The 20,971-nt window shown below is 63.6% G+C and carries 17 protein-coding genes; 5 read left to right on the top strand and 12 right to left on the bottom strand.

Translation table 11 applies throughout. The features are described from left to right. The first annotated feature begins 101 nt into the window (after positions 1–101). The 4 genes from JQ641_RS19305 to cnbZ all read left to right on the top strand — a co-directional run bounded on the left by JQ641_RS19305 (position 102) and on the right by cnbZ (position 5,148). Complete coding sequence (locus JQ641_RS19305) at positions 102–2,687, top strand: ATP-binding protein (protein WP_211997559.1); 2,586 nt, start codon at positions 102–104, stop codon at positions 2,685–2,687. A 61-nt stretch (positions 2,688–2,748) separates the two neighbouring features. Further along, positions 2,749–3,138 (top strand): response regulator, encoded by a 390-nt coding sequence (locus JQ641_RS19300; RefSeq protein ID WP_211997558.1) that lies wholly within the window; start codon positions 2,749–2,751, stop codon positions 3,136–3,138. Then, complete coding sequence (locus tag JQ641_RS19295; protein ID WP_211997557.1) at positions 3,135–4,385, top strand: adenylate/guanylate cyclase domain-containing protein; 1,251 nt, start codon at positions 3,135–3,137, stop codon at positions 4,383–4,385. The genes JQ641_RS19300 and JQ641_RS19295 overlap by 4 nt, the downstream gene beginning before the upstream one ends. A gap of 19 nt (positions 4,386–4,404) precedes the next feature. Then, positions 4,405–5,148 (top strand): 2-amino-5-chloromuconate deaminase CnbZ, encoded by a 744-nt coding sequence (gene cnbZ / locus JQ641_RS19290; protein WP_211997556.1) that lies wholly within the window; start codon positions 4,405–4,407, stop codon positions 5,146–5,148. Between the two features lie 166 nt (positions 5,149–5,314). Here the strand turns inward: cnbZ and JQ641_RS19285 are convergent, their stop codons facing one another. From JQ641_RS19285 to JQ641_RS19230, 12 genes are all read right to left on the bottom strand, one after another. Then, a complete protein-coding gene (locus JQ641_RS19285) occupies positions 5,315–6,202 on the bottom strand; it encodes an ABC transporter permease (protein ID WP_211997555.1) in 888 nt (295 codons plus the stop codon). Between the two features lie 3 nt (positions 6,203–6,205). Next, a complete protein-coding gene (locus JQ641_RS19280) occupies positions 6,206–7,147 on the bottom strand; it encodes an ABC transporter permease (protein WP_192737237.1) in 942 nt (313 codons plus the stop codon). A 148-nt stretch (positions 7,148–7,295) separates the two neighbouring features. Beyond that, positions 7,296–8,807: an ABC transporter substrate-binding protein gene (locus tag JQ641_RS19275; protein ID WP_211997554.1), complete on the bottom strand. Its 1,512-nt coding sequence runs from the start codon at positions 8,805–8,807 to the stop codon at positions 7,296–7,298. A 17-nt stretch (positions 8,808–8,824) separates the two neighbouring features. After that, positions 8,825–9,931 (bottom strand): ABC transporter ATP-binding protein, encoded by a 1,107-nt coding sequence (locus tag JQ641_RS19270; RefSeq protein WP_211997553.1) that lies wholly within the window; start codon positions 9,929–9,931, stop codon positions 8,825–8,827. Between the two features lie 172 nt (positions 9,932–10,103). Next, a complete protein-coding gene (locus JQ641_RS19265) occupies positions 10,104–11,156 on the bottom strand; it encodes an ABC transporter ATP-binding protein (protein WP_249150537.1) in 1,053 nt (350 codons plus the stop codon). Next, a complete protein-coding gene (locus JQ641_RS19260; RefSeq protein ID WP_211997552.1) occupies positions 11,153–11,875 on the bottom strand; it encodes a DUF1028 domain-containing protein in 723 nt (240 codons plus the stop codon). The genes JQ641_RS19265 and JQ641_RS19260 overlap by 4 nt, the downstream gene beginning before the upstream one ends. A 12-nt stretch (positions 11,876–11,887) precedes the next feature. Beyond that, a complete protein-coding gene (locus tag JQ641_RS19255; protein ID WP_211997551.1) occupies positions 11,888–13,693 on the bottom strand; it encodes a gamma-glutamyltransferase family protein in 1,806 nt (601 codons plus the stop codon). Positions 13,694–13,792: 99 nt separating this feature from the next. Beyond that, on the bottom strand, positions 13,793–14,791 hold the full coding sequence (locus JQ641_RS19250; protein ID WP_211997550.1) for an ABC transporter ATP-binding protein: 999 nt from the start codon (positions 14,789–14,791) through the stop codon (positions 13,793–13,795). Continuing rightward, the gene (locus tag JQ641_RS19245) at positions 14,788–15,786 is read right to left on the bottom strand and encodes an ABC transporter ATP-binding protein (RefSeq protein ID WP_211997549.1); all 999 of its coding nucleotides are present in this window, start codon (positions 15,784–15,786) and stop codon (positions 14,788–14,790) included. The genes JQ641_RS19250 and JQ641_RS19245 overlap by 4 nt, the downstream gene beginning before the upstream one ends. After that, complete coding sequence (locus JQ641_RS19240) at positions 15,783–16,754, bottom strand: ABC transporter permease (protein WP_211997548.1); 972 nt, start codon at positions 16,752–16,754, stop codon at positions 15,783–15,785. Before JQ641_RS19240 ends, JQ641_RS19245 begins: the two co-directional genes overlap by 4 nt. 14 nt (positions 16,755–16,768) lie before the next feature. Continuing rightward, positions 16,769–17,749 carry an ABC transporter permease gene (locus JQ641_RS19235; protein WP_211997547.1) on the bottom strand — a complete coding sequence of 327 codons (981 nt, stop codon included), beginning with the start codon at positions 17,747–17,749 and terminating at the stop codon, positions 16,769–16,771. Positions 17,750–17,861: 112 nt separating this feature from the next. Beyond that, a complete protein-coding gene (locus JQ641_RS19230; protein WP_211997546.1) occupies positions 17,862–19,457 on the bottom strand; it encodes an ABC transporter substrate-binding protein in 1,596 nt (531 codons plus the stop codon). 194 nt (positions 19,458–19,651) lie between these two features. On the opposite strand from JQ641_RS19230, the gene JQ641_RS19225 reads away from it, so the two are divergent. Further along, positions 19,652–20,905, top strand: a complete 1,254-nt coding sequence (locus JQ641_RS19225) for an NAD(P)/FAD-dependent oxidoreductase (RefSeq protein ID WP_211997545.1) — start codon at positions 19,652–19,654, stop codon at positions 20,903–20,905. The last annotated feature ends 66 nt before the right edge of the window (positions 20,906–20,971 follow it).

The following is a 20,971-nucleotide window of genomic DNA, read 5'->3' as shown; positions in this document are numbered from 1 at the left end:
ACGGCGGCGGTCCTGACCGCCGCCGTTTCGTTATGAGCTCCGGCCGGTTTGCCGCAGTGCGGCAAGAGACAAGCTCAAGGCTTCTTGATAGCTTAGCCGGGATGAGCATTTCTCTGCATCCCGGCACCCCTGAGGGGCGAGCGCTGGCGGCCTCGCCGGCGGAGAATGCTGCGCCCGTGCAGGGGGCGCCCGGGACCAAAACCCGCAGCCGGCTGTTCACCAAATACGTCGCGCTGTTCGTCGCCGTGGTGGGCGTGGCGCTGCTTTCCAACGGGATTTTCGAGGTTTTCTTCTATTATCGGGAGCACAAAACCTCCCTGATCCGGATCCAGCACGAGCAGGCCGAAGCCGCCGCTGCCAAGATCGGCCAGTTCATCAAGGAAATCGAAAGCCAGCTGGGCTGGACCACCCAATTGCCCTGGTCGGCGGGATCGCTGCAGGATCGCCGGTTCGACGCGCTCCGCCTGCTGCGGCAGGTGCCGGCGATCACCGAGCTGTCGCAGATCGATTCCACCGGCAAGGAGCGCCTGCGCGTGTCGCGCCTGGCGATGGATGTCGTCGACTCCGGCCTCGACCTTTCCAAAGACCCGAAATTCACGGAAGCCGTCGCCAACAAGGTGTTTTACGGGCCGGTGTATTTTCGCCGGGAGTCCGAGCCGTACATGACGCTATCGCTGGCCGGCACCCGCAAGGATGCCGGTGTCAGCATCGCCGAGGTCAATCTGAAGCTGATCTGGGACGTGGTCTCGCAGATCAAGGTCGGCGAGCGCGGCCACGCCTATGTCGTCGGCTCGGCGGGACGCCTGATTGCCCATCCAGACATCAGCCTGGTGCTGCGCAACACCGACATGTCGAAGCTGACGCAGGTGCAGGCCGCCGCCCGCACCGGCAGAACGAGCGAAGCCGTTGAATTGCAGGGCGCGCTGAACATCCAGGGGCAGGAGGTGCTGACGGCATCCGCGCCGATCGCCCCGCTGGGATGGACGATGTTCGTCGAACTGCCGGTCAACGAGGCCTACGCCTCGCTGTACCAGGCGCTGCAGCGGCTTGCCTTGCTGCTCGCGGCGGCATCGATCGTTGCGGTGCTCGCCGGAATTTTCCTGGCACGTCGCATGGTCGGCCCGATCCAGGCATTGCGAGCCGGCGCCGAACGCATCGGCGGCGGCGATTTCGCCCAGCGCATCAGCATCAAGACCGGCGACGAACTCGAAGGCCTCGCCAATCAGTTCAACGAAATGGGCGCGCGGCTGCAGGAATCCTATGCCGACCTGGAGAACAAGGTGGAGCAGCGCACCGCTGAACTCAGCGAAACGCTCGAACAGCAAACCGCGACGTCGGAGGTACTGCAAGTCATCAGCTCTTCGGCAGGCGAGTTGCAGCCGGTTTTCCAGAAGATGCTCGAAAACGCGACGCGTATTTGCGGCGCCAATTTTGGCACCATGAATCTCTATGAAGGCGGCGGCTTCAACACGGTTGCGTTGTACAACGCCCCAGAGGCCTATGCCGCCACGCAGCTTCACAAGATGATCCAGCCGCATCCGCAGAGTGGCCTTGGCACCATCGAAAGGACTCACCAGACAGTCCATATCGACGATATCAGGACGCAGCCTCCCTATCTGGAGGGCAACCCCAACGTTCGCGCGCTGGCAAATCTGGCGGGGGCGCGTACGCTGGTAATCGTTCCGATGCTCAAGGAAGACGAGCTGATCGGCGCCATCACAATTTTCCGGCAAGAGGTCAAGCCGTTCACCGAGAAGCAGACCGAACTTGTCACGAATTTCGCAAATCAGGCTGTCATCGCGATCGAGAATGCCCGTCTGTTGAATCAGTTGCGCGAACGAACCACCGAGCTCTCGCTTTCGCTGGACGATCTCCGCACCGCGCAGGACCGCCTGATACAAACCGAGAAACTGGCTTCGCTCGGCCAGCTCACCGCCGGGATCGCGCACGAGATCAAGAACCCGCTCAATTTCGTCAACAATTTCTCGGCGCTGTCGGCGGAACTGATCGACGAGCTGAACGATGTGCTCAAGCCCGCCGCGCTCGACGACAAGACCCGCGAGGAGATCGACGAACTCACCCATATGCTGAAGGGCAATCTCGAAAAGGTCGTGCAGCACGGCAAGCGCGCCGACTCGATCGTCAAGAACATGCTGCTCCATTCGCGCGAGGGATCAGGCGAAGTCCGGTCCGCCGACATCAATGCGATCATCGAGGAAAGCCTCAACCTCGCCTATCACGGCGCGCGGGCGGAAAAATCCGGATTCAACATCACGCTCAAGCGCGATCTGGATCCCGAGGCCGGCATGGTCGATCTCTATCCGCAGGAAATCACGCGGGTGTTCCTCAACCTGATCTCGAACGGCTTTTACGCCGCGACCAAGCGCAAGGAGACGGGCGAGAAGGGCTTCGAGCCTGTCCTGACGGCGACGACGAAAAACCTCGGCAACAAGGTGGAAATCCGGATTCGCGACAACGGCACGGGTATCCCTTTGGAAGTGAAGGAGAAAATGTTCAATCCCTTCTTCACGACGAAACCCGCGGGCGAGGGAACCGGGCTCGGATTATCGATGAGTCACGACATCGTGGTGAAACAGCATGGCGGCAAGATCGACGTACGGACGGAGCCTGATGTATTCACCGAATTCATTATTACGCTGCCGCGAAAAGGCGTAGCGCGGGCATGATTCCGAAAAGTGGAGACCGGTTTTCGGATAAGGTCATGCCCAATGATACTGGAGGCAAAAATTGAGTGTTTACATCCTCATCGTGGATGACGAGCCCGATGTCGAAACGCTGTTTCGGCAGCAGTTCCGGCGTGATCTCAAATCCGGTCGCTTTACGATGGAGTTCGCGCCGTCGGCGCCGGCGGCGCTGGAGCGTGCTGCGGAAGTTCGTGACCCGTCGCTAATCCTGATCCTGTCCGACATCAACATGCCCGGCATGAGCGGGCTTGAAATGCTGCCGAAGGTACGCGCGGCGCGGCCCGATGTGCCCGTCATCATGATCACGGCCTATGGCGATGCCGAAACCCGCCGCAAGGCGATCGAGCGCGGCGCGATCGGCCTCCTGACCAAGCCGATCGATTTTGCGCTGCTGCGCCACGAGATCGATACCCGGCTCGAGCAAGCCGCATGACCGCAACGATCCTCGTCGTCGACGACGAGCCAGATCTCGAGGCTCTGGTGCTGCAGAAATTCCGTCGCCAGATCCGCGACGGCATCGTAGCCTTTGTGTTCGCCCATGACGGGATCGAAGCGCTGGCCTCGATCGAGCAGAACCCGCATGTCGACATGGTGGTATCCGACATCAACATGCCGCGCATGGACGGGCTGTCGCTGCTCGCCAAGCTGCAGGAGGCCGAAGACAAGAAATCCACCATCATCGTGTCCGCCTATGGCGACATGAGCAACATCCGCACGGCGATGAATCGCGGCGCGTTCGATTTCCTGACCAAGCCGATCGATTTCGGCGATCTGGAAATGACCATCGACAAGACCATCCGCCATGTCGAGATGATGCGCGAGGCGCGCCGCCGCCAGGCCGAGGCCGAGCGCGCGCACGCCTCGCTGTCGCGCTATTTCTCGCCGCAGATTGCGAGCCGTCTTGCCGCCATCGGCGACAGCGACGGCATGGAGGTGCATTGGCGCGAAGTCGCGGCGATCTTCACCGACATCACCGGCTTCACCTCGCTGGTGGAAACCGCCGCGCCCGACGTGCTGGGTACGCTGCTCGGCGACTATGTGGGCGGCATGACCGACGTGGTGTTCGCGCATGAGGGGACGGTCGCCAAGATCATCGGCGATGCGATCCACGTTCTGTTCAACGCGCCGGGGGATCAGCCTGATTACGCCAGGCGCGCGATCGCCTGCGCCCACGATCTCGATGGCTGGGCGCAGGAGTTTCGCCTGCGCTGGCAGGAAAAGGGTGTGAATTTCGGGGCCACGCGCGTCGGCGTCCACGCCGGTCCCGCGCTGGTCGGAAATTTCGGCGGCAGCCGGTTTTTCGACTACACCGCCTATGGCGACACCATCAACACCGCGGCGCGGCTGGAGGCCGCCAACAAGTTCCTGGGCACGCGGATTTGCGTCAGCGCCGTCGTCGCTGATGGCGCCGGAGATTTTCGCGGCCGGCCGGTCGGCGACCTCGTGCTGCGCGGGCGCAGCGAGCCGCTGCGCGCCTATGAGCCGCTGACGGCGGCAGCGTTTGAGAGCCCCGCGGCATCGCAATATGCCGAAGCCTTCGCCAAGCTCGAGGCTGGTGACCCGGCGGCAATGCCGGCTTTTGCGGCGCTGGTCGGCGCGCATGCCGACGATGCGCTCGCCGGCTTTCATCTGAAGCGGCTGCTCAACGGCGCCAAGGGCGTCCGCATGCAACTGGAATAACAAGAAACGGAGAATGGATATGACGACCGACTTTGTGGCAGGTAATTACCGGTTCATCCCGGCAGTGTTTCAGTATTCGGCTGGCGCAGCAGCCAGTCCCGGATTTGAGATCGAGCGGGTGCGGTTCGACAAGCCGGTGGCCTTGGCCGAAGGCTTTGCCCGGATCGCCAAATACATTCAGGCTGCGGGCAGGCCGCTGACCTCGTTCTGCGCCTGCGAACTGCGCTCGCCGGCGGCGTTCACCGACGAGGGCTTCCGCAATTTCAACCTGCACTACGTCAAGACGCTCGCCGAATGGGGGATCTATGACGGCACCACCAACCCGGTGGCGCGCAGCAATGTCTGTCCCGAGATCGACCCGCCCGCCGAGCCGTCGTTCCATGCCTTCTCGTTTACGCGCCCGAGCGGGAACACGACGCCGAGCTTCGTGATCGCGGGTAGCGGTGAATCGCTGGAAGGCGGTGCGACCTATGCCGAGCGTACGGTGCGTTACCGCGACCTCAGCCCCGACGGGTTGAAGGAGAAGGTGAGCTACGTGGTTGGCGCCATGGAAAAGCGCATGGGCGAATTCGGCTTCGGCTGGAGGGACGCGACGGCGGCACAGACCTACACGATCCACGACTTCCATCCGGTGTTTGCCGAAGAACTGGTCCGCCGCGGCGCCGCGCGTTCGGGCCTGACCTGGCATTTTGCAAGGCCGCCCGTGATTGATCTCGAGTATGAGATGGATTGTCGGCGGGTGTTGCGGGAGATTGTGATTTAGCGGCCTCCGGTTCGGCCGCATCGAGACGCGCGGCGTTGCCGCGCTCCTCACCATGAGGGTCTAAGACCTCATCCTGAACTGCCAGACCTCATCCCCGCGTGAGCGTAAGCTCATCGCTGGAGGAGCGCGCTCTTGCGCGCGTCTCGTAGGATGAAAGCCACCGGCGCTACCGCTCCCTTGGATCGAGTGCATCGCGCAAACCGTCGCCGACGAGGTTGAACGACAGCACCACGAGGAAGATCGCAAGTCCCGGCCAGATCGCCATCCAGGGCGCGTTGGTCAGGAAGCGCTGCGCTGAATTGAGCATGCTGCCCCAGGACGGAGAGGGCGGCTGCTGGCCGAGGCCGAGGAACGACAGTGCGGCCTCCGCAATGATGGCGGCCGCGATCGACAGCGTCGCCTGCACCAAAAGCGCTGGCATGATGTTCGGCAGGATATGGAACAGCGCGATGCGCCAGCGCGGATTGCCCATCGCGCGCGCCGCCTCGACATAATCCTCGACCTTGACGCTCATCACCTGGCCGCGGGTCAGCCGCACGAAGATCGGCGTCGCCGAGATCCCGATCGCGATCATGGCGTTGCCGAGGCTCGGCCCGAGAAACGCCGCCAGCGCAATGGCGAGGATCAGGAACGGGCAGGCCAGCATCGCATCGGTGATGCGGCTGATCAGGCTGTCGATGAAGCCGCCGCGATAGCCTGACAGCAGGCCGAGCGGCACGCCGATGCCGAGCGCAATCCCGACCGAAATCGCGCCGGCCATCAGCGAGGCCCGCGCGCCATAGACCACGCGGGCCAGGATATCGCGGCCGAGATCGTCGGTGCCGAACCAGTGCTGCCACGTCGGCGGCTTGCGCACCAGCGACCAGCTGGTTGCGATCGGGTCATAGGGCACGATCAGCGGCGCGAACAGCGAGAGCACCACGAACAGCGCGATGACGGCAAGGCCGACCACGGCGCCCTTGCGCTTGAACAGCCGCCGCAGCGCGCGCCGGGTCGGGCTCTCCAGTTCATCGGAGGCGACTTTTGGAAGGGTGCCGAGGGCGACGTCGGTCATGGGTTAAGCCCTCAGCCGCGGGTTGACGAGGACATAGGCGATATCGGCGACAAGATTCAGCGTGATGTAGATCGTCGCCGTCGTCAGCACGACGCCTTGCACGACCGCGTAGTCACGGTTGAACACCGCGTCGACGATCAGCTTGCCGAAGCCGGGAATCGAAAAAATCTGCTCGGTCAGCACCGCGCCCGACAGCAGCGTGCCGAGTTCGAGCGCGCCGAGCGTGATCACCGGCGTCAGCGCGTTGCGCATCGCGTGCTTGAGGATCACCGAACGTTCGGAAAGGCCCTTCGCGCGCGCGGTGCGGACATAATCGCTTTCAAGCACCTGTAGCATGGCGCTGCGGGTATGTCGCATCAGGATCGCGGCAATCGCGTTGCCGAGCACGAAAGCGGGCATAATGGTCGAGGCGAGGCTGGCGCGCCAGTTTTCCGATAGCGGCACATACCCGGAGGCCGGAAGCCAGCCGAGCTCGATCGAGAACAGGAAGATCAGCATGATGCCGAGCCAGAAATTCGGCGTCGAGATGCCCCACAGCGCGAACAGGTTGGCGCCGTAGTCCCAGGCCGTGCCTTTCTTGACGGCCGATACGATGCCGGCGGGAATGCCGATCAGGAAGGCGATCACGATCGCCATCGAGCCGAGCTGGATCGTCACCGGCAGTTTCTGCGCGATCAGGCTCAGCACCGGCACCTTGATGCGCAACGACTCGCCGAAATCGCCCGACAGCACGCCCTTGACCCAGTAGACGTACTGGATCGGGATCGGCTGATCGAGCCGGTATTGTGCGCGGATTTGCGCGATAACCTCGGGATCGCGTTCCTCGCCGGCCATGACCAGCGCGGGATCGCCAGGCAGCAGATGCTGCAGCGAAAAGATCAGGACCGACACGAAGAACAGCGTCGGGATCAGCTGCAGGATGCGCTGGCCGAGGAAGTTCAGCATGGCTTTCCCCGTGTCCCGGGCGCAGCGCAACATGCACTGTTGCGCTGCTGAACCGGGACCCAACCCGGTCGCACGGTAGGTCCCGGCTCTGCGGAGCAGCGCAACTGCGCTGCACCGCGTCCGGGACACAAGAATATGACTTGTGCCCTCACTTCAGCGTCAACCCGGTCACGCGCACCAGGCCGTCCGGCATCTGCTTGTAGCCTTCGAGTTTTGTACTATGCGCGATCAGGATTTTGCGGTGATAGATGTAGAGCAGCGGCTTTTCGTCAAGCACGAGCTTGGCCAGCTTCTCATAGATGGCCTTGCGCTGCGACTGATCCGTCACGAGACGCCCGTCGTCGAGCGCCTTGTCGGCATCGGCATTGGACCACGCGCTATAGTTCTGCGGCGCGTTGGATTTCTGGAATACGTAGGAATTGCCGTCAGGATCGATCCGTCCGCTCCAGGCCAGCATGAAGGCCTGGTATTCGCCTGATTCAGCCAGCTTCAGCGAGGTTGCGAATTCGGTGACCCTGATCTTCATGTCGAAGCCGGCTTCGGAGGCCATCGACTGGATCACCTGCGCGACCGCTTCGGTTTCCGCGCCCTTCGGCACCATGAAATCGACGCTGACGGGCGCGGTGACGCCGGCTTCCTTCAAGAGCGCCTTGGCCTTGGCGATGTCGCGGCCGCGGACCGGAAAGGCCTTCTGGTAATAGGGGTGATCGGGGTTGACCCACTGGTTGCCGGGTTTGAATTCGCCGTTGAATACCACCTGGTTGATGGCCTCGCGATCGAGCGACAGATCGAGCGCCTGGCGAACTTTTGCCGATTGGCTGAGCGGCCCCTTGGCCTTGTCCTTGCCGACGTTCAGCGTCACGCCCTGATAGCCGAGCTCGATGGCGCTGGATAATTTCAATTTGGGGTCGCCCACCACCGCTTTGATGTCGGTGGCGAGCAGACGCTCGATCAGATCGAGGCCGCCGGATTTAAGGTTGGCGAGGCGCACGGTGGCGTCGACCAGCGGCAGGTAAACGATGCGGTCGATCTTGATCGCGTCCTTGTTCCAGTAGTCGGCGAACTTCTCGAATACAATGCGGTCCTGCTGCACGCGCTCGACGAATTTGTAGGGACCGGCGCACACCGGCTTCAGTCCGAACTTGTCGCCTTCGGCCTTCGCCGCCTTTGGCGAAACCATCATGCCGGCGCGGTCGGTGAGCTGGGCGATCAGCGGCGAGAACGGCGTCTTAAGCACCAGCTTGATGGTGAGGGGATCGACCACCTCGACACGGTCGAGCTGCGCCAGCTCCGGCTTGCGGAACGAGGTCGGCATCGTCATGTGGCGGTCGAGCGAGAATTTCGCGGCCTCGGCGTCCAGCGGCTCGCCGTCGTGGAATTTCACGCCCGGCCGCAGCTTGATGATGACCTCCTTGCCGTCGGCCGAGGTCTCGTGCGACAGCGCGAGCTGCGGCACGATGTTGATCTTCTCGTCGATGTCGAACAGCTTGTCGCAGAAGCCGGCGAACACGATGCGGCCGACATAGGTGCGCGCCAGGGTCGGATCGAGAATGTCCGGATCCTCGGCAAGCCCGATGCGCAGCGTGGTCTGGGCCTGAACACTCGCCTCGAACGACAGCAACAGGGCCGCCGCGGTCACCGCCAAACGCAAGATTTTCATCGCACCCATCCTCTTGATTACGCTGCTGTTGGTCGTGTTCCTGATATATCAACCCCGTTGCGGCCCGCGCCTTCCGCCCGTCCAAAGGCGGCGACCAGTTTTTCCAGCACCGGGGAAAAGCCGCCATCACTGGGCACGATGCTATCAGGCGCCGGCAGTTCCGCCATCCGGTGGCAGGCGGTGGCGTGCCCCGTGCTGTCGGCCAGGAGCTGCGGCACCTCGGTGCGGCAGCGCTCGACCACATAGGGGCAGCGGGTATGAAAGCGGCAGCCGGACGGCGGATCGAGCGCGCTCGGCATCTCGCCCTGCAGCACGATGCGGCTGCGTTTGGCTTGCGGCTTGGGTACGGGAATAGCCGACAACAGAGCCCGGCTATAGGGATGCCGCGGAGCGGCGAACAGCGCCTGCGCATCCGCGGTTTCGACGATGACGCCGAGATTCATCACCGCGACGCGGTCGGCGATGTGTTTTACGACGGCCAGATCGTGCGAAACAAAAATGTACGCAAGACCCAGCCGGTTCTGCAAATCGCGCAGCAGGTTCAGGATCTGCGAGCGGATCGAGACGTCGAGCGCCGACACCGGCTCGTCGCAGATGATCAATTTCGGTTCCACCGCCAGCGCCCGTGCGATGGCGATGCGCTGGCGCTGGCCGCCGGAAAATTCATGCGGATAGCGCCGCGCAAAGCGCGGCTCCAGCCCGACCAGCCGCAGTAATTCCTCGACCCGCTCGCGGCGGCGCGGCGCGGGCACGAGATCATGTAACGCCAGCGGTTCGGTCAGGATCTGGCTGACGGTCATGCGCGGGTTGAGCGAGGCGTAAGGGTCCTGAAAGATGATCTGCGCGTCACGGCGGAAGTTGCGCAATGCATTGGCATCGAGCGCCAGGAGATCCCGGCCCTCGAAGCGAACGCTGCCGGCGTCCGGCTCGATCAGCCGCAGCACCAGCCGGCTCACGGTGGATTTGCCGCAGCCGGATTCGCCGACCAGCGCCAGTGTCTTGCCGGCTTCGACGTGGAAGCTGACGCCGTCGACAGCCCTGACGAAGGCAGTGGCGCGACCGAACAACGAACGTCCCGCGACGAAATGTTTTACGAGTCCTTCGACTTCGAGCAGCGCGGTCATGTTCGCGCCCCGTCTCTCTCGTGTCCCGGGCGCGGTGCAGCGTGAAACGCTGCTCCGCAGAACCGGGACCCATCTTCCACGGTGCCGAACATGGGCCCCGGTTCAGCGGCGCACCACTGCGCTTCGCTTGTGCTGCACCGCGCCCGGGGCATGAAAGTTGAGGGCGACGCCGTCATGACACCAGCCGCTCCAGCGGCGCCCTGATGCAACGCGAGGCGTGGCCGGGGCTGAGGATCGCCAGCGGCGGCGGCGCCGCGACGCAGATGTCGGCGACAAAAGGACAGCGCGCCGAGAAGCGGCAGCCGGGTGGCGGATTGGCCATGTTCGGCACCATGCCCTCGATGGTGGCCAGATGCGAGGCGCGGCGACCGAGCCGCGGGATCGAGCCGAGCAGGCCGACCGTGTAGGGATGCTGCGGATTGGCGAACAGTTCATCGACCGGCGCGCGCTCGACGATCTCGCCGGCATACATCACGGCGACCTCGTCGCAGACCTCGGCGACGACGCCCAGATCGTGCGTGATCAGGATGATCGCGGCGCCGCTGGCGGCCTTCAGCTCGCGCATCAGATCGAGGATCTGGGCCTGCAGGGTGACGTCGAGCGCGGTGGTCGGCTCGTCCGCGATCAGGAGGCGGGGATCGCAGGCCAGCGCCATCGCGATCATCACGCGCTGGCGCATGCCGCCGGAAAGCTTGTGCGGATATTCGTCGATGCGCTTGTCGGGCGAGGGGATGTGGACGCGGCGCAGCAGTTCGATGGCGCGCTCGCGCGCCTGTCGCTTCGAGCCGCCGCGATGGCGCAGGATGGTCTCGATGATCTGGTCGCCGATGGTGAAGCTCGGATTGAGCGAGGTCATCGGCTCCTGAAAAATCATCGCCAGCCGGTTGCCGCGCAGGTCGCGCAAGGTCTCGTCGGGAACGTCGAGCAGATCAAAACCGTCGAAGCGGATCGAGCCGGAAACTTGCGCCGAATGCTTTGACAACAGCCCCATGATGGCGAGCGACGTCACGCTCTTGCCGCAGCCGGATTCGCCGACCAGCCCCAGCGTCGCGCCGTTGGCCACGCTGAGATCGACGGCATCGACTGCATGGGTGGCGCGGCCGTCGTCGCCATGGAATACGACGCGCAGGCCCTCGATCTCGATCAGCGGGCTGGATTCTGGATTTGACGCGTTTTCTTGACGCGAACCGGCTTCCACTTCGCTGGAAAACGCTCTTGAGGTCATGCCTTGCCTGCAGCCGCCGCTTTGATGCTGGCCTCGATGCCGGCGTCGATGGTTGCGCGATCGGTGATCCCGGCCGGGTTCTTGCGCGTCGGCATGAAGGCGCGGAAATGCACCCAGCGCTCGCGGCTCACTTCTTCGAGCCGCTCGAGCTCGCGCAGCGGATCGGTATGGTCGTCAACGCGCAGATTGAGTTCGGACCATTCCTCCTCGCCGTGGATCAGCAGCGCCGCGGACTGCTTGCCGCGCTTGTCGCCGCCCGCCGCTTCGCCCGCATGCATCGCGGCGATCAGCCGGCGGGGAAAGGGCAGGCCGGCATTGGCGACATAGGCCTTGGCGGTGTCGTCGAGCACGGCGGCGCCCGCCAGCATGTTGCCCGCAATCGAAAAACCGTCGCCCTGGATGTGTCCGCACCAGTCGACGCAATCGCGGCCGGTATGTGCGGCGATGCGGCCTTTCGCATCCATGATGTGCAATTGCCGGCTTTCGCGGCCGTCGTCGGTGGCGATGAGGGTGTTGAGGATGTCGTTCGGTTCACGTCCCTCTCTCAACAGCCTCACGCCGTCGATGCCGTAATAGGGATTGACCAATGCCTGGGTCGCAATGCCGCCGACGCCGGCCACGATATGCGGCACACGCGCGCCGACTGCGAAGAATTTGGTCGCGACCGCGATGCCGAACTGGCCGGTCGCGGGATCGCGGGCGATGATCGACCAGGTCATCTTGGTGCACTCCTACCGTCCGGCCGCGTAGCCTTGCATGCCCCGCGGATTGGCGGCCGCACGACGGCGGCGCCCGACCTTGGAGGCGGCAGTGAGGCGGCCTTCCGACCAGTCGGGGCCGATCTCGACGACATGGCCGCGGCTCTTCAACGTATCGATCGTGGCCTTTGGTACGCGGTTTTCAACCACGAGCACGCCGGGCCGGGCGGTGCGCGGCCAGAACGAGATCGGGAAATGTTCGGAGTGCCATGCGGGCGCGTCGATCGCTTCCTGCAGGTTCAGATTGGCGTGGACGTGGCGCAGGAAAAATTGCGTGGTCCATTGATCCTGCTGGTCGCCGCCGGGCGAGCCCCAGGCCATGTACGGCTCGCCGTCGCGTAGCGCCATGGTCGGCGAGAGCGTGGTGCGCGGGCGCTTGCCCGGCGCCAGTGCGGCGGGATGGTCTTCCTCGAGCCAGAACATCTGGGCGCGGCTGCCGAGGCAGAAGCCGAGTTCGGGAATGACGGGCGAGGATTGCAGCCAGCCGCCGGACGGCGTCGCCGAGATCATGTTGCCGGCCTGGTCGATGATGTCGAAATGCACGGTGTCGCCGCGCACTTCGCCGAAGCGGCCGACGGTCGGCTCGCCCGCGCCCATGGCGCCGACCGCCTCGCGATGGCCTTCGGCGCGGCGCAGTTTCACTACCGAACCAAAACCCTCGACGGAGCCGGGGAGGAAATCGAGCGAGGCCTTGTCCTTCGAGATCAGCTTGCGACGCTCGTCGTTATAGGGATCCGACAGCAAGGTCGCGATCGGGATGTCGGTAAACTTTGGATCGCCGTAGAATTTCTCGCGGTCGGCGAAGGCAAGCTTGGCGCATTCGGTCTGCAGATGGATGAATTCGGGCCCGGCGGGATCAAGCCCGTCGAGTTCAAAACCCTTGAGCAACGCCAGCTGCTGCAGCATGACAGGGCCCTGGCTCCAGACACCGGGCTTGCACACGGTGTAACGGCCGTAATCATAGGTCAGCGGCGCCTCGACGGTCGGCTGCCAGCGCGCCATGTCGTCAGCGCGCAGCACGCCTCGATGCGGCGAGCCGCTGACGTCCATGACGTCCTGCGTGCGGCAGAACTTGTCGATCGCCTCCGCGACAAAACCGTGCGACCAGGCCTTACGCGCGGCCTCGATCTGCGCGATGCGATCACCGCCGGCGCTTTCGGCTCCTTGCAGGATGCGGGCGTAGGTTTCCGAGAGCTGCTTGTTGGTGAACAGCGTGCCAGGTTTCGGCACTTCATTGTTCGGCAGATAGACCGCGGCCGAGGTCTTCCAGTGATTGCGGAACAGTTTCTCGACGATCTGGATCGTCGCCGCCGCGCGCTCCACCAGGGGATAGCCGTCGCGGGCATAGGCGATCGCGGGTTCCAGCACGTCGCGCAGCCGCATCGTGCCGTAATCGCGGAGCAGCAACATCCAGGATTCGAACGTGCCGGGCACGCAGGCCGCGAGCAACCCGGTGCCGGGCACCATCTCCAGCCCCTCGCTCTTGTAATGCGCGATGGTGGCGCCGGCCGGCGCCGGGCCCTGGCCGCAGATCACCTCGGTGCGGGCGCGCTTGGTGTCATGCACGATGATCGGTACATCGCCGCCCGGGCCGTTCAAATGCGGCTCGACCACCTGCAGCGTGAAGGCGGTGGCAACGCCGGCATCGAACGCGTTGCCGCCCTTTTCCAGGATGCCCATCCCGACCGCCGTCGCGATCCAGTGGGTCGAGGTCACAACCCCGAACGTGCCTTCGATTTCGGGCCTGGTCGTGAACGGATCGGGATTGATGTTGCTCATGGGAATCCGATGCTGCGCTGGTATTTGGTGCGCCACTTGACCACAGGCGGGGCCTGCTGCCAACCGTTTGGTTGACTTAGCGGGCTCCCATCCCTGTGATCACGCAGGCACGGCTTCGGCCGGCGAATTGACGGCGTGGCAGGCGACGCCGTTGATCAGCGCGGGCGCCTGCTGACGGCACAGATCGTAGGCCAACGGGCAGCGCGGGTTGAAGGCGCAGCCGGGCGGTGGATTGATCGGATTGGGAATCTCGCCCTTGACCGGAATCCGCTGGCGGCCGGACATCGCCAAATCAGGAACCGCACCCAGCAGCATCTTGGTGTAGGGCATCCGTGGATTGCTGAAGAGTTCGCGCCCTTCCGCGATTTCGACGATGCGGCCGAGATACATCACGCCGATGCGGCTCGCCATATGCCGCACCACGGCAAGGTTATGGCTGATGAAGAGATAAGTCAGGCCGAACTTGTCCTGCAAATCGCGCATCAGATTGAGGATCTGCGCCTGCACGGAGACGTCAAGCGCCGAAGTCGGCTCGTCGCAGACGATGAATTCGGCTTCCGAGGCCAGCGCGCGGGCGATCGCGATGCGCTGGCGCTGCCCGCCGGAGAACTCATGCGGAAACTTCAGGCCGTCATCGGCATGCAGGCCGACGAGGCTCAGCAATTCACCGACGCGCGCGGCGATGTCGCGCTCGCCCGCGATCAGGTCGAAGGCGCGGATGGGCTCGGAGACGATGGCATCGACCCGGAAGCGCGGATTGAGGCTCGCATAGGGGTCCTGGAAGATCATCTGGATGCGGCGGCGCAGTTTCTGCCGTACCTGTGCCTGCCTTGCATCGGTCATCGAGACGCCGTCGATGACGACTTCGCCGGAACTCGGCGGCAGCAATCCAACGACCATCCGTGCCACGGTGGTCTTGCCCGAACCGGATTCGCCGACGAGGGCAAACGTTTCGCCCTTCTTGATGCCGAAGGTGACGCCGTCGACCGCTTTCAGGAATTCCAGGTGCCCGCCTTCGAGCACGCGGTTGAGCCACGGCTTTGAAACGTCGAACTCGCGGCGCAAATTCCTGACATCGATGAAGTGCGCCGCGCTCATGCCGCAGTCTCCTTGATCGCTGACTTGGGCGCGGAATCATAGAGATGACAGGCCACGGCCTGTGTACCGTGCGCGATCGGCTCCGGACGCTCGACGCGGCAACGGTCGAAGACGAAGCCGCAGCGCGGGTTGAACGAGCAGCCGTTCGGAATCGCCGACAGCCGCGGCATCGAGCCGGGTATCTGCACCAGCCGCTTGTCTTCGCCCGCCAGCGTCGGGATCGCGCCCATCAGGCCCTTGGCGTAGGGATGCAGCGGGTTCTGCACGACGTCCTGAACCGGGCCGATCTCGGCAATCCGGCCCGAATACATCACCGCGACGCGGTCGGAGGTTTCGGCGATCACGCCCATGTCGTGCGTCACGAGCATCACGGCGGTGCCATGGTCGCGGCCGAGGCGTTTGATCAGCGAGATGATCTGCGCCTGCACGGATACGTCGAGGGCCGTGGTCGGCTCGTCGGCGATGATCAGATCCGGTTCGGCGCAGATCGCAAGCGCGATCACGACGCGCTGGCGCATGCCGCCGGAGAATTCATGTGGATAGGCGTCGATGCGTTTTTCCGGCGCGGGAATTCCGACCTCCGCCAAAAGATCGATGGCGCGCTTGCGCGCCGCGGTCTCCGAGAGATTGAGATGGGTCCGGATGGTTTCGACGATCTGGTCGCCGATCTTGTAGAGCGGATTGAGGCTAGTCAGCGGATCCTGGAAGATCATCCCGATGCGTTTGCCGCGGATGCGGCGGATTTCTTCCGGCGGCAGATGATCGATCCGCATCCCCGACAGATGGATCTCGCCGCCCGCGATCCGCCCCGGCGGATCGATCAGGCCGATCACGGCAAGGCCCGTCACGGATTTTCCCGCGCCGGATTCGCCGACCACGCCGAGCACCTCGCCTTTGGCAATGTCGAAGGAGATGCCGTTGATGGCGTGCAGGACGCTGCGGCGGGTGTGGAACTCCACCTCGAGGTTACGCACGGAAAGGACAGGACTGGTCATCGGAGTTTCGGGTTGAGCGCGTCGCGCAGCCAGTCGCCGAGCAGATTGATGGACAGGATCAGCCCGGCCAGCGCAAAGCCGGGGAAGGCCACGATCCACCATTCGCCCGCGAACAGATAATTGTTGCCGATCCGGATCAGCGTGCCCAGCGACGGCATGGTATCGGGCATCCCGGCGCCGAGGAATGACAGCGTGGCTTCCGTAATGACGGCGAGCGCCAGGTTGATGGTGGCGATCACCAGGATCGGACCCATCGTGTTCGGCAGCACGTGACGCAGCATGATGATGGGAGCGGGGAGCCCGATCAATTGGGCGGCCGCGACGTAATCCTTGTTCTTCTCGACCATGACGGAGCCGCGCACGGTGCGGGCGTACTGCACCCAGAAACTCAATCCGATCGCGACCACCAGCACCACCAGCGTACTCATGGCGTCCAGCCGGTTGCCGAACACCGACTTGGCGACGCCGTTGACCAGCAGCGCGATCAGGATTGCCGGGAAGGTGAGTTGCACGTCGGCGATGCGCATGATCAGGCCGTCGACCGCGCCGCCGACATAGCCCGCAATCAGCCCGAGCGTAATTCCGAGCGCGCCGGCGAAGACGACGCCGAGCACGCCGACGACGAGCGAGATCCGAAGCCCGTAGAGAATGGCGGAGAACACGTCGCGGCCCTGCTCGTCGGTGCCGAGCAGGAACGGGCTCTGGCCGTCGGCGGTCCACAGCGGCGAAATGCGCGAATTCATCAGTTGAAGCTGCGCCGGATCGAACGGGTTCTGCACCGAAAGCACCGAAGCGAAGATCGCCAGCAGGAAAAACAGGAGGGTGACGGCTGCCGCCACCATCGTCAGCTTGGAACGGCGGAACGAATAGAAGATGTCGCTGTCGAGCGCGCGTCTGAACCAGCTCGTGCCGGCACGCGCAACTGCGGCGCTCGGCTCGGCTCGGTGGGGAACGACGGCGTCGGACATCGATAATCTTTCCTTCAAGCCGGACGGCGGATGGTCGAGCGCAGGCGCGGATCGACGACGGTGTAGAGGATATCGACCACCAGATTGATGGTGACGAAGATCAGCGACACCATCAGCAGATAGGCCGCCATGATCGGGATGTCGACGTTCTGCACTGCCTGCACGAACAGCAACCCCATGCCCGGCCACTGGAATACGGTTTCGGTGATGATGGCAAATGCAATAACCGAGCCAAACTGCAACCCGGCCACAGTAATGACGGGAACCAGCGTGTTCTTGAGCGCGTGGCCGAAATGGATCGCCCGCGTGGTCAGGCCGCGGGCACGGGCGAAGCGGATGTAGTCGGTGCGGAGCACTTCCAGCATTTCAGCGCGCACCAGCCGCATGATCAACGTCAGCTGGAACAGGCCAAGTGTGATGGACGGCAGGATCAGCGCCTTGAGGCCGGAGAGGGTCAGGAGCCCCGTGGTCCACCAGCCCAGCCGCACGACATCGCCGCGGCCGAACGAGGGCAGCCAGCCCAATGTCACCGAGAACAGATAGATCAACAAAATACCGATCAGGAAGGTCGGCAGCGAGATTCCGATCAGCGATACGGCCTGGAATATTTTGGCAAGCACGGTGTCGCGTTTGAGCGCCGAATACACCCCCATCAGGATGCCGAACACCATCGCGAAGATGGTGGCGCAGATCGCGAGCTCCAGCGTCGCGGGCATCCGCTCTGCGAGCAGGCTCGAGACCGGCTGGCGGAACTGATAGGACACGCCGAATTTGAACTGGACGGCATTGCCGAAATAACGCGCGAACTGCACCGGCACGGGATCGTCCAGACCGAGCGACTTGCGAACCGCCTCGCGTTCGGCGGGCGGCGTGTCGAGCGAGACGATCTGGTTGACCGGGTCACCTGCGAAGCGGAACATCGAGAACGAGATGACCCCGACCGCAATCATGACGCCGATGGCCTGGATCGCCCGGCGAAGAGTGAAAGCGAGCATGTATTCCTTTCACTTTCCTCTGCTGTGACTTCGTCTTGGCCGACGACGCTGTCAGCCGGAAATGAAAGGTCCCGGAAGCGCCTGGCTGCCGGGACCATGATGACTGAGCCGCTTAGTCCTGCTTGGTTGCCCAGTACAGCAGCACCTGGTTGTCGGCACGCTGCGTGAGCTTCACTTTTTTCGATACGCCCCATGCCAGCGCCTGCTGATGCAGCGGGATGTAGGAAAAATCCTTGGCTGCGATTTCGTAACCTTCCTTGATCAGCAGATCGCGTTTGGCGGTATCGGTCTCCAGCAGCACCTTGTCGGTGATTGCATCCAGCTTCTTGTTGCAGTAGCCGCCGAGATTGCCCTGGCCGCGCGGGGATTTTGGATCGTCGCGGCAGCCCAGGATTTCGTAGAGAACATTATGCGAGTCGGACGTTCCGGGAGTCCAGCCAAGCAAGTAGAACGAGGTCTGGTAACCGCCCGCCTGCAGGACCTTGGCGAAGTATTGCGCCTTGGGCTGCGCCAGCAGGGTGACCTTGACGCCGATTCGCGCCAGCATGCCGACCACCGCCTGGCAGATCGCGGCGTCGTTGACGTAGCGGTCGTTGGGACAGTCCATCGTCACTTCGAAACCGTCGGGATAGCCCGCCTCCGCCAGCAACTTCTTGGCGCCGTCCGGATCGAGCTTGGGACGGGTGAAGTCCTTTGACAGCGGGAACAGCTGCGGCGCGATCATCATCGCCGACGGCGTCGAGAGGCCGCGCATCACGCGGGTCTTGATCAACTCGACATCGACCGTCTTGTAGAAGGCTTCGCGGACGCGGATATCCTTGAACGGGTTCTTGCCCTTGACGTTGGAATAGAGCAATTCGTCGCGGATCTGATCCATGCCGAGAAAGATGGTTCGCAGTTCCGGCCCCTTGAGCACCTGCGCGGTCGGCGTCGAATCAACGCGGGTGATGTCCTGCAGCGGAACAGGTTCGATGACATCGACTTCACCGGACAACAGCGCGGCGACGCGCGTCGCGTCCGAGCCGATCGGCGTGAAGACGATTTCCTTGAGATTGTGTTCGGGCTTGCGCCACCAGTTCGGATTGGCCTTGTAGACGGTCTTGACACCGGGCTGATGGCTGTCGACGGTGAAGGGGCCGGTGCCATTGGCGTTGAGCGAGGCAAAGCTCGGGGTGGTCGCCGCGGCGGGCGTCGGGTCGATGGAGTTGTTCGCCTCGGCCCATTTCTTGTCCATGATGTACCAGGTATCCCATTGGTAATGCAGAATGGGATTGGGCGAGGGCAGCACGAAATCCACGGTGTAATCGTCTACCTTGACCACCTTGATCTCGGGCGAAATGCGGGTCTGAAGATTCGAGCCCTTCTTGCGAATCCGATCGGCCGAAAACAGGACGTCGTCGGCGGTGAAGGGGTCGCCGTTCTGGAACTTGACGCCCTTGCGCAAATGGAAACGCCACCGCGTCGGCTCCGGCGTTTCCCAGCTTTCGGCCAGCGCCGGGATGATCTTGAGATCCTTGTCGCGCGCGATCAGGCCTTCATAGACATGGCCGAGATGGGCGTGCGTGGTGCTTTCGTTCAGCGTGTACGGATCCAGCGATTTGAGGTCGCCCTGGTTGGCGTAGCGCAGGGTCTGGGCCGATGCCGGCGTAACCGCAAAGCCGAGCATTGTAACCGTAGCCACTGCAAGCAAACTCTGACGTAACGACATTTGTTCGATTTCCCCGCTTTGATCAGCTCAATTTCCGCAATAGCGGCGGATATTGCCGATCCATGTTGCCAAAGTCCAGCCACCGCGCAAGCGCGATCCCCTTCAGCGGACCGGTTTGCACCGCGATGCGGCAACGTCTAGCTTCACCTTAAGCTGAGCGCGAGACCGCGCCACATTAAACTTTCGGAGTGCCGGTGGCGGAACTGAAGGCTGACGTTCTTGTGTTGGGGGCAGGCATGGTCGGCGTCGGCGCTGCGCTGCACCTGCAGAAAAAGGGCCGCGATACGGTCCTGATCGACCGCCACGAACTTGCCGGCGAGGAGACCAGCTATGGCAATGGCGGACTGATCGAATGCGCGTCGGTCTTTCCCTACATGTTTCCCCGCGACCTGCGCCAGATCCTGCAATATGCGACCAACCGTACGCCGCAGTTGCGTTATCATTTCGCCGATCTGCCGTCCTTCCTGCCCTGGCTGGTGCGTTACTTCCTAGCGTCTTCGCCGGAGCGTGCGCTGCACAGCGCGATGGCCGAACTGCCGCTGATCCAGCGCAGCCTGGTCGAGCATGAGGCGCTGATCGCGGAAGCCGATGTGCCGGAGCTGTTGCGCCGCACCGGCTGGATCAAGCTCTATCGCTCCGATGCGACGCTGGCGAAAGCGGTGAAGGAACTCGAACGCGCCAGGCAATATGGCGTCGCGGGCGACATCCTCGGCGCATCTGCTATCGCGGCGCGCGAGCCGAACCTGACCGGCGATTTCGCCGGCGCGGTGCATTTTCCCGATCCCGGTTTTGTCCCCGATCCCGGCGGCCTCACCAAGGCCTATGCGGCGCTGTTCGGCCGCAAGGGCGGCCGGTTCCTGGTCGGCGATGCGCGAACGCTCGAACAATCCGGCGCAAGGTGGCGCGTCGCAACCCAGAAAGGGTCAATCACCGCGCGCGAAGTCGTCGTCGCGATGGGGCCGTGGTCCGATCAGATCTTCGCCCCGCTCGGCTATACGATCCCGCTCAACGTCAAGCGCGGCTATCACATCCACCTGGCGCCGCGCGGCAACGCCGTGCTCAATCATCCCGTGCTGGATGCCGATCAGGGCTTTCTGCTGGCGCCGATGAACCGCGGCATTCGCCTGACCACCGGCGCCGAGATGGCCCGCCGCGATGCACCGCCGACCCCGGTCCAGGTCGAACGGGCCATGCCAAAGGCGCATAGACTGTTTCCCCTGGGGGAGCCGGTCGACGCCCGGCCATGGAAGGGGGCGCGGCCCTGTTTGCCGGATATGCTGCCGGTGATCGGGAAGGCGCCCCGCCATCCGGGCTTGTGGTTCGATTTCGGCCACCAGCACCACGGCCTGACGCTCGGACCCGCAACCGGCCGGCTGCTGGCGGAAATGATGACCGGCGAGACCCCGTTTGCCGATACTAGCCCTTTTGCTGTCGAACGTTTTGGTTGACCATAGGGGGCGATTGGGGGCCCCGGAAGGCGGTCTTGTCCTTGCGTGACCTAGCCAGTCACGGTG

The sequence above is a fragment of the Bradyrhizobium sp. JYMT SZCCT0180 genome, assembly GCF_018130165.1.
GTDB lineage: Bacteria > Pseudomonadota > Alphaproteobacteria > Rhizobiales > Xanthobacteraceae > Bradyrhizobium.
The sequence above is the reverse complement of the archived record's forward strand: the minus strand, read 5'-3'. Positions and strand labels throughout refer to the sequence as shown.